The sequence below is a fragment of the uncultured Ralstonia sp. genome (assembly GCA_913056305.1).
GTDB lineage: Bacteria > Pseudomonadota > Gammaproteobacteria > Burkholderiales > Burkholderiaceae > Ralstonia.
In genome coordinates this window covers 1-12,958 of sequence record CAJXMR010000135.1, presented here as the reverse complement: position 1 = coordinate 12,958, position 12,958 = coordinate 1, and the positions used below count along the sequence as shown (strand labels likewise).

General features: G+C 66.1%; 13 protein-coding genes. 3 read left to right on the top strand and 10 right to left on the bottom strand.

Annotated features, from left to right (window positions below; genetic code table 11):
- Together QZ609_RS18245 and argH are read left to right on the top strand one after the other, a co-directional pair.
- On the top strand, nt 1-327 hold a 327-nt coding region (locus tag QZ609_RS18245; protein WP_295497745.1), incomplete at its 5' end, for an anti-sigma factor.
- Nucleotides 328-444: 117 nt separating this feature from the next.
- Nucleotides 445-1,860 (top strand): argininosuccinate lyase, encoded by a 1,416-nt coding sequence (gene argH, locus QZ609_RS18240; RefSeq protein ID WP_295497743.1) that lies wholly within the window; start codon nt 445-447, stop codon nt 1,858-1,860.
- On the opposite strand, the gene thpR is transcribed toward argH, so the two are convergent.
- Entirely contained in the window at nt 1,857-2,441 is a 585-nt protein-coding gene (thpR, locus tag QZ609_RS18235) for an RNA 2',3'-cyclic phosphodiesterase (protein WP_295497741.1), read from the bottom strand. The genes argH and thpR overlap by 4 nt on opposite strands.
- A gap of 399 nt (nt 2,442-2,840) precedes the next feature.
- Between thpR and QZ609_RS18230 the strand changes: the two genes are divergently transcribed.
- Nucleotides 2,841-3,164: a hypothetical protein gene (locus tag QZ609_RS18230; protein ID WP_295497739.1), complete on the top strand. Its 324-nt coding sequence runs from the start codon at nt 2,841-2,843 to the stop codon at nt 3,162-3,164.
- 125 nt (nt 3,165-3,289) lie between these two features.
- Here the strand turns inward: QZ609_RS18230 and QZ609_RS18225 are convergent, their stop codons facing one another.
- The 9 genes from QZ609_RS18225 to QZ609_RS18185 all read right to left on the bottom strand — a co-directional run.
- The gene (locus tag QZ609_RS18225) at nt 3,290-5,569 is read right to left on the bottom strand and encodes an arginine/lysine/ornithine decarboxylase (protein WP_295497737.1); all 2,280 of its coding nucleotides are present in this window, start codon (nt 5,567-5,569) and stop codon (nt 3,290-3,292) included.
- A gap of 186 nt (nt 5,570-5,755) precedes the next feature.
- Nucleotides 5,756-6,322: a dCTP deaminase gene (gene dcd / locus QZ609_RS18220; protein ID WP_012762552.1), complete on the bottom strand. Its 567-nt coding sequence runs from the start codon at nt 6,320-6,322 to the stop codon at nt 5,756-5,758.
- 155 nt (nt 6,323-6,477) lie between these two features.
- Nucleotides 6,478-7,353 carry a formate dehydrogenase accessory sulfurtransferase FdhD gene (locus QZ609_RS18215; RefSeq protein ID WP_295497734.1) on the bottom strand — a complete coding sequence of 292 codons (876 nt, stop codon included), beginning with the start codon at nt 7,351-7,353 and terminating at the stop codon, nt 6,478-6,480.
- 92 nt (nt 7,354-7,445) lie between these two features.
- A complete protein-coding gene (locus QZ609_RS18210; RefSeq protein ID WP_295497732.1) occupies nt 7,446-7,988 on the bottom strand; it encodes a superoxide dismutase family protein in 543 nt (180 codons plus the stop codon).
- Nucleotides 7,989-8,067: 79 nt separating this feature from the next.
- Nucleotides 8,068-8,409 carry a hypothetical protein gene (locus QZ609_RS18205; RefSeq protein ID WP_295497730.1) on the bottom strand — a complete coding sequence of 114 codons (342 nt, stop codon included), beginning with the start codon at nt 8,407-8,409 and terminating at the stop codon, nt 8,068-8,070.
- A 25-nt stretch (nt 8,410-8,434) separates the two neighbouring features.
- Nucleotides 8,435-9,595, bottom strand: a complete 1,161-nt coding sequence (locus QZ609_RS18200; RefSeq protein ID WP_295497728.1) for a formate dehydrogenase subunit gamma — start codon at nt 9,593-9,595, stop codon at nt 8,435-8,437.
- A gap of 23 nt (nt 9,596-9,618) precedes the next feature.
- A complete protein-coding gene (locus QZ609_RS18195) occupies nt 9,619-9,855 on the bottom strand; it encodes a hypothetical protein (protein ID WP_295497726.1) in 237 nt (78 codons plus the stop codon).
- Nucleotides 9,856-9,857: 2 nt separating this feature from the next.
- Nucleotides 9,858-10,529 carry a formate dehydrogenase FDH3 subunit beta gene (gene fdh3B, locus QZ609_RS18190; protein ID WP_295497724.1) on the bottom strand — a complete coding sequence of 224 codons (672 nt, stop codon included), beginning with the start codon at nt 10,527-10,529 and terminating at the stop codon, nt 9,858-9,860.
- Between the two features lie 15 nt (nt 10,530-10,544).
- On the bottom strand, nt 10,545-12,958 hold a 2,414-nt coding region (locus tag QZ609_RS18185), incomplete at its 5' end, for a formate dehydrogenase subunit alpha (RefSeq protein WP_295497722.1).

Genomic DNA, 12,958 nt, shown 5'->3' with positions numbered 1-12,958 from the left:
GTGGCCGTGCTGCAGGACGCGCAGGCCCAGGCCGCCGTCCTCGTCACCTGGGATGCGCGCACGGGCACGCTGTCGCTCAAGCGGCTGGATGCGACCGCACTGACCGCCGAGCAGGCGTTGCAGCTCTGGGCGCTGCCGCCCGGCGGGCATCCGCAGTCACTCGGGGTGATCGGGCACCAGCGTGCGGTGCGGCTGACGGTGGCGCAGCCGCTCGGCCAAGTGCCGGCGCTGGCCATCAGCGTGGAGCCGCGCGGCGGCTCGCCCAACCCGAACGGGCCGACCGGGCCGGTGGTCTTCAAGGGCGCGCTGATCGACAGCACGCTGTAGCCGGCGGGCCGCCGAGGGGCTCGCCGGGCGATATAATCGCGGTTTCCTGAATTCGCGGCTTGAAGGTCTCCCGGGTCCCCCGGGTCCTACCGTCCGCCCTCCTCCAGCTGTCCGCCCATGACCTCCCAACTCGCCAAGAAGGCCGAAGCGTGGTCCGCCCGCTTTAACGAGCCGGTATCCGATCTCGTCAAGCGCTATACCGCGTCGGTGTTCTTCGACAAGCGCCTTGCGCTGTTCGATATTCAGGGCTCGCTCGCGCACGCGGCCATGCTCGCCAAGCAGGGCATCATCGCCGAGGCCGACCGCGCTGCCATTGAAAAAGGCATGACGCAGATCCGCCAGGAGATCGAAGCCGGCGCGTTCGAGTGGAAGCTGGACCTGGAAGACGTGCACCTGAACATCGAGGCGCGCCTGACCGCGCTGGTGGGCGACGCCGGCAAGCGCCTGCACACCGGCCGCTCGCGCAACGACCAGGTCGCCACCGACATCCGCCTGTGGCTGCGCAGCGAGATCGACAACATCGTCGGTCTGCTCAAGGCGCTGCGCGGCGCCCTGCTGGACCTGGCCGAGCAGCACGCCGGCACCATCGTCCCGGGCTTCACGCACCTGCAGGTGGCGCAGCCGGTCACGTTTGGCCACCACCTGCTGGCCTATGTCGAGATGTTCACGCGCGACACCGAGCGCATGCTCGACACCCGCCGCCGTGTGAACCGCCTGCCGCTGGGCGCCGCCGCCCTGGCCGGCACGAGCTACCCGATCGACCGCGAATTCGTCGCGGAGCAACTGGGCTTTGACGGCGTGTGCCGCAACTCGCTTGATGCCGTGTCCGACCGCGACTTCGCCATCGAATTCTGCGCCGCCGCCGCGCTCATCATGACGCACGTCTCGCGCTTCTCCGAAGAGCTGGTGCTGTGGATGAGCCCGCGCGTGGGCTTTATCGACATTGCGGACCGCTTCTGCACCGGCAGCTCGATCATGCCGCAGAAGAAGAACCCCGACGTGCCGGAACTCGCGCGCGGCAAGACCGGCCGCGTCAACGGCCACCTGATCGGCCTGCTCACGCTGATGAAGGGCCAGCCGCTGGCCTACAACAAGGACAACCAGGAAGACAAGGAACCGCTGTTCGACACCGTGGACACCGTGGTCGACACGCTGCGCATCTTTGCCGACATGGCGACGGGCATCACCGTCAAGGCCGACGCCATGCGCGCCGCCGCGCTGCAGGGCTACGCCACCGCCACCGACCTGGCCGACTACCTGGTCAAGCGCGGCCTGGCCTTCCGCGATGCGCACGAAGCCGTGGCCCACGCCGTGCGCGCCTGCGACGACCTGCGCTGCGACCTGGCCGACCTGTCGGTCGCGCAACTGCGCGACATCAGCGGCCTGGGCGACAAGGCAACGCTGATCGGTGACGACGTGCACGCGGTGCTGACGCTGGAAGGCTCGGTCGCTTCGCGCAACCACATTGGCGGGACGGCGCCGGAGCAGGTGAAGCAAGCGATTGCCGCTGCACGCGCCGCACTGGCCGACTAAGCACCTGGTAGCCTGACCGTCGCGAGCCGCTCGAACCACGGCCCCTCCGGGGGCGTGCGGCTCGCGAAAAGCGACAGACTCTCAAACGCCAAGGTGGTGCCCCGCAACACCTGCGCGGCGTCCGCAAGCATTGCCCTGCCGGCAGACGGCACCGCCCCGCTGCCCAACCGGGCCAGCGTGAGGTGCGGCCGGAATGGACGCATCTCTGCGCGGTAACCCGCCTCGCGGGCCAGCACCTCGGCGCATTGCGCCATCGCCTCCACCCAGCCCGCCGATTCCGCCGTGACGACGAGCACGCGCGGCTTGGCTGGATTCGGCCACAACGCCAACGTGCTGATCGCCAGCGGCGTCATCTCCGCGGCGTGCGCGGCCACAGGCGCCAGCATCCGTACCCGCTCCGCCATGTCGCCTTCGGGGGTTTCGCCCAGATACCGAACGGTGACGTGCCACTGGTCCGGCGGCAGCCAGCGCACACGCGCCCAGGGCTCCTCCATCAGGGGGACGACCGTCTGCCGCAGGCGATCGATCGCACCTGCGCACGGGTTGAGTGCAAGAAATAGCCGCCTGGGCATGAAGATCATCAACCGCGATGGATCGGGCCGTCATCCGTGTGTGGCAGCAGTCGACAAGCGTGCGCCCCATTTCGGTCAACGTCAAAGCCCCCCAACTTCTCCCCAAAACGGGGGAAACATGCCGCGCACCTCTCTTTAAATGGCGATTCAATTTCGCCTTTAAATCACTTCACGCGGTCATTCAAAAATACGCACCGTTTTTATTGGATCTTTACTGGCTTTTTCCTGTTGATCCACTAGAAATGGACAGGCAGTGCGCCGCCCTCGCGCAGGCGCTGCCGCCCCACCCGCCACAGATCCTGGCATCGATGCAGCACGCATCGCATCCACGTGCGCAAACCATCGCAGGCACAGCCCACAGTACACGGGAGGGGCACGTTTGTCCCGACGATCGACAAGGAGCAATTGATGAACCTGACTCAACGCCATCCGCGGCGGCCAAACGGCCGTCTCGCCATGGCTGCAGCCGTGCTGATGCTCAGCCCCGTGGTCCACGCCCAAATGGCTGCCACGCCCGAACAGCACTTTCCGGACGGTTATCTCGAATCCGTAGCGAGCGGCTACCAACCCGGTGTGGATGCGCAGGTGCCTGCGCTCGCTAAAATGCAGACGCCCGCAACCACCGTGCAAGCGGCAACAAACTCCACGCGGCAGGGCTTCTTGCAGAACGCGTCGTACCCGCTGCCGCAGCGCGCACCCGGTCCGCACCTCGGCAAGAAGCGCCAGCCCTGACCTCATCGCATAGCTAGATCGATGTTGCCCTGGGGCCCAATCCCAGCGCGCATAAAAAAGCCCGGCACCAGGCCGGGCTGCCAGTTCCCACGGGAGGGAACCGATCCGATTGCAGAGTGCGCCGCTCAGCGCACGCAGTCCACGAAGTAACCGACCTTGCCGTCGATCTCCTCTTCCACCAGCCCGTGGATGTCGGTCTCGAACCCCGGGAACAGCTTGTTGAAGTGGCGTGCGAACTGCAGGTACTGCACGATCGTCTTGTTGAAGCGCTCGCCCGGGATCAGCAGCGGAATGCCCGGCGGATAGGGCGTCAGCAGGATGGCGGTGATGCGGCCTTCCAGGTCGTCGATGGCCACGCGCTCGGTCTCGCGGTGGGCCATCTTGGCCCAGGCGTCGGACGGCTTCATCGCCGGCTCCATGATCGACAGGTACATCTCGGTCGTCACACGGGCCACGTCGTTGGACTGGTAGACGCTGTGGATCGAGTCGCACAGTTCACGCAGGCCGATGCGCTCGTACTGCGGGAACTGGCGCACGAACTCCGGCAGCACGCGCCAGCACGGCTGGTTGTTGTCGTAGTCGTCCTTGAACTGCTGCAGCTCGGTCACCAGCGAGTTCCAGCGGCCCTTGGTGATGCCGATGGTGAACATGATGAAGAACGAGTACAGCCCGGTCTTCTCGACGATGATGCCGTGCTCGGCCAGGTAGCGCGTGACGATGGCGGCCGGGATGCCCGAATCGCTGAACTTCCCATCCACGTCCAGGCCCGGGGTGATGATGGTGGCCTTGATCGGGTCGAGCAGGTTGAAGTCTTCGGCCAGGTTGCCGAAGCCGTGCCAGCGCTCGTTGGCCTTGAGCATCCACGCTTCGCGCTCTTCGATGCCCTCGTCGGACAGATCGTTCGGGCCCCAGACCTTGAACCACCAGTCGTCGCCCTTTCCATTTCCACCATTCGTGCCGACGTACTCCTGTTCGACCTTGCGCATGGCGCGGCGGAAGTCCAGCGCCTCGGCGATGCTCTCTTCCACCAGCGCGGTGCCGCCCGGCGCTTCCATCATCGCCGCCGCCACGTCGCACGAGGCGATGATCGAGTACTGCGGGCTGGTCGACGTGTGCATCAGATACGCCTCGTTGAAGCGGTACGTATCGAGCTTGCGCGTCTCGGAATCCTGCACGAGGATCTGCGAGGCCTGCGACAGGCCGGCCAGCAGCTTGTGCGTGCTCTGCGTGGCGTAGACCAGCGCGTCCTTGCTGCGCGGGCGGCCGTGGCCGATCGCGTGCATGTCCTCGTAGAACGGGTGGAACGACGCGTGCGGCAGCCAGGCTTCGTCAAAGTGCAGCGTGTCGATCTCGGTCGACAGCATGTTCTTGATCATCTCGGCGTTGTACAGCACGCCGTCGTACGTGCCCTGCGTGATGGTCAGGATGCGCGGCTTCTTGTTCTTGGCCTGGCTCGCAAACGGGTGATCGGCGATCTTCTTGGCGATCGTCTCCGGCTCGAACTCGCTCTTCGGGATCGGGCCGATGATGCCGAAGTGGTTGCGCGTCGGCATCAGGAACACGGGAATCGCGCCCGTCATCATGATCGCGTGCAGGATCGACTTGTGGCAGTTGCGGTCCACCACCACGATGTCGCCGGGAGCCACGTTGGCGTGCCACACCATCTTGTTGGACGTCGACGTGCCGTTGGTCACGAAGAACATGTGGTCCGAGCCGAAGATGCGCGCGGCATTGCGCTCCGACGCAGCCACGGGCCCCGTGTGGTCGAGCAACTGGCCGAGTTCTTCCACGGCATTGCAGACGTCGGCGCGCAGCATGTTCTCGCCGAAGAACTGGTGGAACACCTGGCCCACCGGGCTCTTCAGGAACGCCACGCCGCCCGAGTGCCCCGGGCAGTGCCACGAATACGAGCTGTCCTGCGCGTAGTCGATCAGCGCCTTGAAGAACGGCGGCGGCAGCGAATCGAGATAGTTGCGCGCTTCACGGATGATGTGCCGGGCCACGAACTCGGGCGTGTCCTCGAACATGTGGATGAAGCCGTGCAGCTCGCGCAGCACGTCGTTCGGCAGGTGGCGCGAGGTGCGCGTCTCGCCGTACAGGAAGATGGGGATGTCGGCGTTGCGGCGGCGCACTTCGGCCACGAAGCTGCGCAGGTTCTCGACCGCTTCCGGTTCCGGCTTGTCGTTGTCCGGGTTGATGAATTCGTCGTCGTCAATCGAGACGATGAAGGTGGACGCGCGGCTCGACTGCTGCGCGAACGAGGTCAGGTCACCATAGCTGGTGAGGCCCGTGACCTCCATGCCCTCTTCCTCGATGGCCTGGGCCAGCGCGCGAATGCCCGACCCGGAGATGTTCTCGGAGCGGAAGTCCTCGTCGATGATGATGACGGGAAAACGGAATTTCATCGTGGTTCCTTGTGGATGAAGCTAAAGGCACCGCTCCGGATACGCCTGAACGCGCGGAAACGGACTAAGAGCCGCTAACAAAACCCAGCGTAGCGGTCCTGGCTAGGCGCGCCGACGCAGACAGTACTGAAGTACGGCAAGGCGGAGCAACGACGCCAGGAGGGTTTTGTTAGCGGCTCTAAAAAACTAAGTCTTGGGCAGGGTAACGCCGTGCTGGCCTTGATACTTGCCGCCACGGTCCTTGTACGAGGTCTCGCATTCCTCGTCGCTCTCGAAGAACAGCACCTGCGCGCAGCCCTCGCCGGCGTAGATCTTGGCGGGCAGCGGCGTGGTGTTCGAGAACTCCAGCGTCACGTAGCCTTCCCACTCGGGCTCAAACGGCGTGACGTTGACGATGATCCCGCAGCGGGCGTACGTGCTCTTGCCCAGGCACACCGTGAGCACGGTGCGCGGGATGCGGAAGTACTCCATCGTGCGGGCCAGCGCGAACGAGTTCGGCGGGATGATGCACACGTCGCCCTTGAAGTCGACGAACGACTTCTCGTCGAAGTTCTTCGGGTCGACGATGGTGCTGTTGATGTTGGTGAAGATCTTGAATTCGTCGGCGCAGCGGATGTCGTAGCCGTAGCTCGAGGTGCCGTAGGAGACGATGCGGCGGCCTTCGGACTCGCGCACCTGCCCCGGCTCGAACGGCTCGATCATGCCGTGCTGCTCCGCCATGCGGCGGATCCACTTGTCGGATTTGATGCTCATGGGATGCCTTGGATGAACAAATGGGGGCAGGCTTCGCAGGTGCGAAAACTGTCCCCATTTGGTCACGTCGGCAAGGCCGGCCCCGATCGGAACGCGGATTGTACTCCCAAACCTGTGACGGAAAACCCCGTGTCGGCCGGTGACTTGCGCGGCGCTTATCGGCCGGATTCCGCGGGCTGCGGCAGCTCCCCGCGCGGGCCGACCACACCGGCCATCTCCGGCTCGGCGATGAAGCGGTCCCGTCCGGTGTAGAGCAGGAAATGACGCCCGGTGCACCGCGCGAACAGGCTCAGGTTGACCCGCTGCGCCATCTGGTGGCCCATCTGCGTGACGCCCGAGCGCGACAGCAGGAACGGGATGCCCATCTGCGCGCCCTTGATGACCATCTCGGAGGTCAGGCGCCCCGTGGTGTAGAAGATCTTGTCGCCGCCATCCATGCCGTCGAGCCACATGCGGCCGGCGATGGCATCCACCGCGTTGTGGCGGCCGACATCCTCGATGAAGATCAGCAGCTCGCCGCGCGCGTCGAACAGCGCGCAGCCGTGCACCGAGCCGGCCTGCTTGTAGATCGACTGCTGCAGCCGGATGGTGTCGACCACGCGGTAGAGCGTGGTCTGCGTCATGCATGCCCCGGGCGGCAGGTGGATGGCGTCGATCTCGTCCATCAACGAGCCGAACACGGTGCCCTGCCCGCAGCCAGTGGTGACGGTGCGGCGCGCGGTCTTCTCGTCCAGGTCGGCGATGCCGCCGCGGGTGGTGACGGCGGCGGATTCTGTCTCCCAATCCACCTGCACCGAGGCGATGTCTTCGATGCTGCCGACCAGGCGCTGGTTGCGCAAATAGCCGAGCACAAGGGCTTCGGGCGCACCGCCCAGCGTCATCAGCGTGACGAGTTCGCGCTTGTCGAGGTAGACCGTCAGCGGCCGTTCGCCCGGGATATGCACGGTGCGCACGCGGCCGAGCTCGTCGACGACGTCGACCTCGTCGAGCAGCGGGATGGAAGCGTTGGTCAGGTCAGGGCGCAGCGGCATCGGTCTTCAGTCCAAACAAAAATGCGCACGGCAAGCGTGCGCACTGGCATGCGGCTGGCGCCCATCCGCAGACGGGCGCCGCGTGCGAGGCGTCAGTTCGCCACAATCACGCCGCAGGCGATGCGCCCGCCGGAGTTGCCGGTGGGCTGGGTTACGTAGTCGTCCTTGCCTGAATGGATGACCAGCGCATGGCCGACCAGGCTGGTCGGGCGGGGCGTGAGCGTCACACCGGAGAGGACGATCGAGCCGACAGCCTTGCCATTGGCGTCGGATTGCAGCATCGGGATGTCGCCGGCATGGTGCGAGCCGCTGTGCGGATCGCCATGCTGCTGGCTGGTCGGGTTGAAGTGGCCACCTGCGCTCATGGCGTCGGCCGAGGAGCAGTCGCCCCTCTCGTGCACGTGGAAGCCGAACATGCTGTTGGCGGGCAGGCCGGAAATGTCCACGGCCATGGCAACCCGATCGTCGCCCTGCTGCGCCAGCTTCACGCTGCCCTGCACGGTGCTGCCGCTCTTGGGCGCCAGCACGGCCGAAGCCGCCATGGCCGAGTCAGCCGCCTTGGCTGCCGACGCGGTGTTCGATGCGCAGCCGGCCATCAGGCCGATCACGGCGAGTCCAATCACGAGTTGCTTCATGTGCCACCTCCAGTCAGGGTTCACTTCGCGAGCGGAGGATTGTACTGCCGGATGATGTCAAGGCAACATCGTCGCCGGATCACCCCTTGGCTGCGGGCGCCGACGCTGGCGCAACCGCTGCCGGCGCGGGCGGCACGAACGGACCGGGATCGGCGCAGGGTGCGCCAGGCTGCGTGTGCGCCTCCTTGGCCGCCGCCTGGTAGGCAGCCACCGCCTTGTCCTGGGCCTGGCACAACTGGAAGGCGGCCACCTTGTCGCTCCAGGCGGCCTTGGCCTTGGCTAGCTCGGCCTGGGCCTTCTGCGCTTCCGTGGGTGCGGGCAGCTTGGCGTCGGCCAGCCCGCTCGCCAGGCTCAGCACGGCGGTCGCAAGCGCCAAGCCCAGAGCGCGCGCTATCGGGGACGAATGCGCAGACGAATGCATGGTGGGGTTCCTTGAGTCGATGGCGTCAGGTCTTGGCGGGCTGCTCGCTGGGCGCGGGCGGGGCAGGCGGCTGCGAGCGCTGCGCCGGGATCTTGCCGGCCTTGATGTCGTCGTACCAGAGTTCGTGGTGCTCCTTGGCCCAAGCCTCGTCGACGTAGCCCTCGCGCATGGCGCGGTAGGCGCCTTCCATGCCGATGGTGCCCATGTAGATGTGGCCCAGCGACAGGCAGATCATGCCCACCGCCGCGATGGCGTGGATGACCTCGGCCAGCTGCATCGTGCTGCGGTAGTAGTCGACCCCCGGCACGATGCGGTCGAGCACCCAACCCGACGCCGACAGGATCAGCCCGAACATGACGAGGCCGCCCCAGAACCAGAGCTTCTCGCCGGCGTTGAAGCGGTGCGACGGCACCTCGGCACTGTGCTCGCCGGCGAGCATGCCGCCCAGGGTCAGCAGCCACTGCACGTCGCCACGGCGCGGCAGGTTGTCGCTCACCCACAGCACGAACGCCACGATGATGCTGACCGTGAACAACGGCCCGACCAGGTTGTGCAGGTTTTTCAGCACGTAGGTCAGCCAGCCGAACAATTGGTGGCCCATCAGCGGCAGCAGGAAGTGCTTGCCCCACAGCATGGCGATGCCCGACACGCCCAGCGTGACGAACGAGATGGCCATGGTCCAGTGCACGTAGCGCTCGGTGGGGGTGAAGCGCTCGATCTTGCGGCCGGTGGGCGTTTCCTTCAGCCGGATCGTCCCCTTCCACAGGAAGACCGCCAGGATCGCCAGCGGCACCAGCACCACCAACCAGCCACCCCATACGGTGATGACGCCGTTGCGGAACAGCCGCCACTTCTGGCCGGTGCGCTGGATCAGCACGCCGGCCTCCAGCCCCGGCAGGCTCGCGTAGTTGGCCTGATCGGAATTCACTTCGCGCCAGACCGGCGCGTTGTTGCCGGGCTGCGTGGTGCGGCGTGCAGCCTGGTCCTGCGCTTCCTTGGCCAGGTCGCGCGGCTTCACGTCAAAGACGTTCTCCGAGACGATGTTGGAGAGCGGCTGCGCCGGCTGCACGGCCGGGTTGATGGGCGCATTGGCCGCCGGCGCGCTGGCCGGCTGCTGCGCACAGGCGAGCGCCGCCGCGCCGCCCAGCAGCAGCGCCATCGCCAGATGTTTCCAGGAAGTGCCCACGGACGGACCTCCACTCGCGCGCGTCATGGCGTCTTGTTGTACTCGTTCTGGTACTGGCCGCGCGCGCGGACCTGGTTCTCCCAGCTCGTGCGGTCGCCTGGGGTCCAGTTCTTGGCCGTGAAGGGGTCGCCCGGCGCGCCCTGGTACAGCGGCGTGCTGTCCTTGCGATGCGAAGCCATGGCGGTCTGCTGGCGTTCGCCGCAGCCGGCTAACAACACGGCTAGCGTGCCGACGATGATCATCATCGAAGTCGGTTTCATGGCTAGTACGCTCCCGAAGTGGGCGCCTCTGGCGCGACCGGTGCCGCCTGTGCCGGGGCCGCAGGCGCGGCCTGCGCGCTCTTGCCGGCGCCGCCATAGGCGGTTCCCCAGCCGAACAGCTCGGCGCCCTTGCCGCGCTTCATCACGCGGTTGCGCAGGATGTCGGCAATCACGTCGCCATCACCGCCGAGCAGCGCCTTGGTCGAGCACATCTCCGCGCACAGCGGCAGCTTGCCTTCGGCCAGGCGGTTGCGGCCGTACTTCTCGAACTCCGCCTCGCTGCCGTGCGCCTCGGGGCCGCCGGCGCAGAACGTGCACTTGTCCATCTTGCCGCGCACACCGAAGGTGCCCTGGCTCGGGAACTGCGGCGCGCCGAACGGGCACGCATACGAGCAGTAACCGCAGCCGATGCAGACGTCCTTGTCGTGCAGCACCACGCCGTCTTCGGTGCGGTAGAAGCAGTCGACCGGGCAGACCGCCATGCACGGCGCATCGGAGCAGTGCATGCACGCCACGGAGATGGACTTCTCCGCGCCGACCATGCCGTCGTTGATGGTGACCACGCGGCGCCGGTTCACGCCCCAGGGCACCTCGTGTTCGTTCTTGCAGGCTGTGGCGCAGGCGTTGCATTCGATGCAGCGCTCGCTGTCGCAGATGAATTTCATGCGTGCCATGATCGCTCCCCGCTCTTATGCAAAACGCTCGATCTGGCAGACCGTCGTTTTCGTTTCCTGCATCATCGTCACCGCGTCGTAGCCGTAGGTGGTGGCCGTGTTGATGGCCTCGCCGCGCACGATCGGGTGGGCCCCTTCCGGGTAGTAATCGAGCAGGTCCTTGCCCTGCCACCAGCCCGAGAAGTGGAACGGGATGAAGGCGTGGTCCGCGCCCACGCGCTCCGTCACCAGTGCGCGCACCTTGATCTGGGCGCCGGTCGGCGTCTTGACCCAGACATAGTCGTTGTGGCGGATGCCCCGGTCGGCCGCGGCCTTCGGGTTGATCTCGACAAAGTTCTCCTGCTGCAGCTCGGCCAGCCACGGGTTGGAGCGCGTCTCTTCGCCGCCGCCCTCGTACTCCACCAGGCGGCCGGAGGTGAGGATGATCGGGAATTTCTCGTAGACCTTGTTCTCGATGTTGCGCTGCTGCACCGTCTTGTACAGCGTCGGCAGGCGCCAGAAGGCCTTCTTGTCGTCGTGCGTCGGGTACTTGGCGACCATGTCGGGCCGCGTGGAGTACAGCGGCTCGCGGTGCTGCGGAATCGCATCGGGGAAGTTCCACACGATGGCGCGCGCCTTGGCATTGCCGAACGGGTGGCAGCCATGCTTCATCGCCACGCGCTGGATGCCGCCTGACAGATCCGTCTTCCAGTTCTTGCCGTCGGCGGCCTTCTTCTCGGCGTCGGTCAGATCGCCCCACCAGCCGAGCTTCTTCAGGAAGACGTGATCGAACTCGGGGTAGCCCGTGGTCAGCTCAGCGCCCAGCGAGTGCGAGCCGTCCTCTGCCAGCAGGCTCACGCCGTCGCGCTCCACGCCAAAGTTGGCGCGGAAGTTGCCGCCGCCATCCATCACGTGGCGGCTGGTGTCGTACAGGTTGGGCGAGCCCGGGTGCTTGAGTTCGGGCGTGCCGTAGCACGGCCACGGCAGGCCGAAGTAATCGCCGGTGAGGTCGTAGCCGGTTTCCGGGTCCTTGCCGCCCTTGCAGCGCAGCGTGCGCACGTCGAACAGGTGCATGTTGCGCATGTGGGCCTTCAGGCGTTCCGGCGATTGGCCGGTGTAGCCGATGGTCCAGTTGCTGCGATTGATCTCGCGCAGGATGGATTCGATCTCCGGCTCGCGCCAGGTCATGCCGGCGCGCTTGTACTCGGTGATCTTCAGATTCTTCGACAGCTCCTTGCCGAAACCGAGGCGGTCAGCAAAGGCCTGCATGATGACGTGGTCCGGCTGCGACTCGAACAGTGGCTCGATGACCTTCTCGCGCCATTGCAGCGAGCGGTTGGACGCCGTGCACGAACCCGACGTCTCGAACTGCGTCGCGGCCGGCAGCAGGTAGACGCTGCGGTTCGGATTCGGCGGCGTGCCGTCGGCGGCGGGCATGTTGGCCATCGCGGCCGTGGCCGACGGATACGGGTCCACCACCACCAGCAGGTCGAGCTTGTCGAGCGCGCGCTTCATCTCCAGCCCGCGCGTCTGCGAGTTGGGCGCGTGGCCCCAGTAGAACATCGCGCGGACGTTGTTGTCCTGGTCGATCAGCTCGTTCTTCTCGAGCACCGCATCGATCCAGCGCGACACGGTGGTGCCGGACTTCTCCATCATCGCCTGCGAGACGAAGCGGCCCTTGATCCAGTCGTAGTCCACGCCCCACACGGCGGCGTAGTGCTTCCATGCGCCGGCCGCCAGGCCGTAGTAGCCCGGCAGCGAGTCGGGGTTGGGGCCGACGTCGGTGGCGCCCTGCACGTTGTCGTGGCCGCGGAAGATGTTGGCCCCGCCGCCCGACTTGCCGATGTTGCCCAGCGCCAGCTGCACGATGCACGAGGCACGCACGATGGCGTTGCCGATGGTGTGCTGGGTCTGGCCCATGCACCACACCAGCGTGCTCGGACGGTTCATCGCCATCATTTCGGCGACCTTGTGGACTTGCGCCTCGGGCACGCCGCACACCTCTTCCACCTTGTCCGGCGTCCACTTGGCGAGCACTTCCTCGCGCACCTTATCCATGCCGTAGACGCGGTCGTGCAGGTACTGCTTGTCTTCCCAGCCGTTCTGGAAGATGTGGTACAGCACGCCAAACAGGAAGGCGATGTCGGTACCCGAGCGGATGCGCACGTACTCGTCGGACTTGGCTGCCGTGCGCGTGTAGCGCGGGTCAACCACGATGACCTTGCAGCCGGTCTCCTTGGCGTGCAGCAAATGCAGCATCGACACCGGGTGCGCCTCCGCCGCGTTCGAGCCGATGTACAACGCGCACTTGGCGTTCTGCATGTCGTTGTACGAGTTGGTCATCGCGCCGTAGCCCCAGGTATTTGCGACGCCCGCCACGGTGGTGCTGTGGCAGATGCGCGCCTGGTGGTCGCAGTTGTTGGTGCCGAAGAACGACACCCACTTGCGCA

Excerpts from the sequence above, each read along its gene's own strand:
- argH (WP_295497743.1), top strand. The coding sequence starts at position 445 with ATGACCTCCCAACTCGCCAAGAAGGCCGAAGCGTGGTCCGCCCGCTTT.
- thpR (WP_295497741.1), bottom strand. The coding sequence starts at position 2,441 with ATGATCTTCATGCCCAGGCGGCTATTTCTTGCACTCAACCCGTGCGCA.
- QZ609_RS18230 (WP_295497739.1), top strand. The coding sequence starts at position 2,841 with ATGAACCTGACTCAACGCCATCCGCGGCGGCCAAACGGCCGTCTCGCC.
- QZ609_RS18225 (WP_295497737.1), bottom strand. The coding sequence starts at position 5,569 with ATGAAATTCCGTTTTCCCGTCATCATCATCGACGAGGACTTCCGCTCC.
- dcd (WP_012762552.1), bottom strand. The coding sequence starts at position 6,322 with ATGAGCATCAAATCCGACAAGTGGATCCGCCGCATGGCGGAGCAGCAC.
- QZ609_RS18215 (WP_295497734.1), bottom strand. The coding sequence starts at position 7,353 with ATGCCGCTGCGCCCTGACCTGACCAACGCTTCCATCCCGCTGCTCGAC.
- QZ609_RS18210 (WP_295497732.1), bottom strand. The coding sequence starts at position 7,988 with ATGAAGCAACTCGTGATTGGACTCGCCGTGATCGGCCTGATGGCCGGC.
- QZ609_RS18205 (WP_295497730.1), bottom strand. The coding sequence starts at position 8,409 with ATGCATTCGTCTGCGCATTCGTCCCCGATAGCGCGCGCTCTGGGCTTG.
- QZ609_RS18195 (WP_295497726.1), bottom strand. The coding sequence starts at position 9,855 with ATGAAACCGACTTCGATGATGATCATCGTCGGCACGCTAGCCGTGTTG.
- fdh3B (WP_295497724.1), bottom strand. The coding sequence starts at position 10,529 with ATGGCACGCATGAAATTCATCTGCGACAGCGAGCGCTGCATCGAATGC.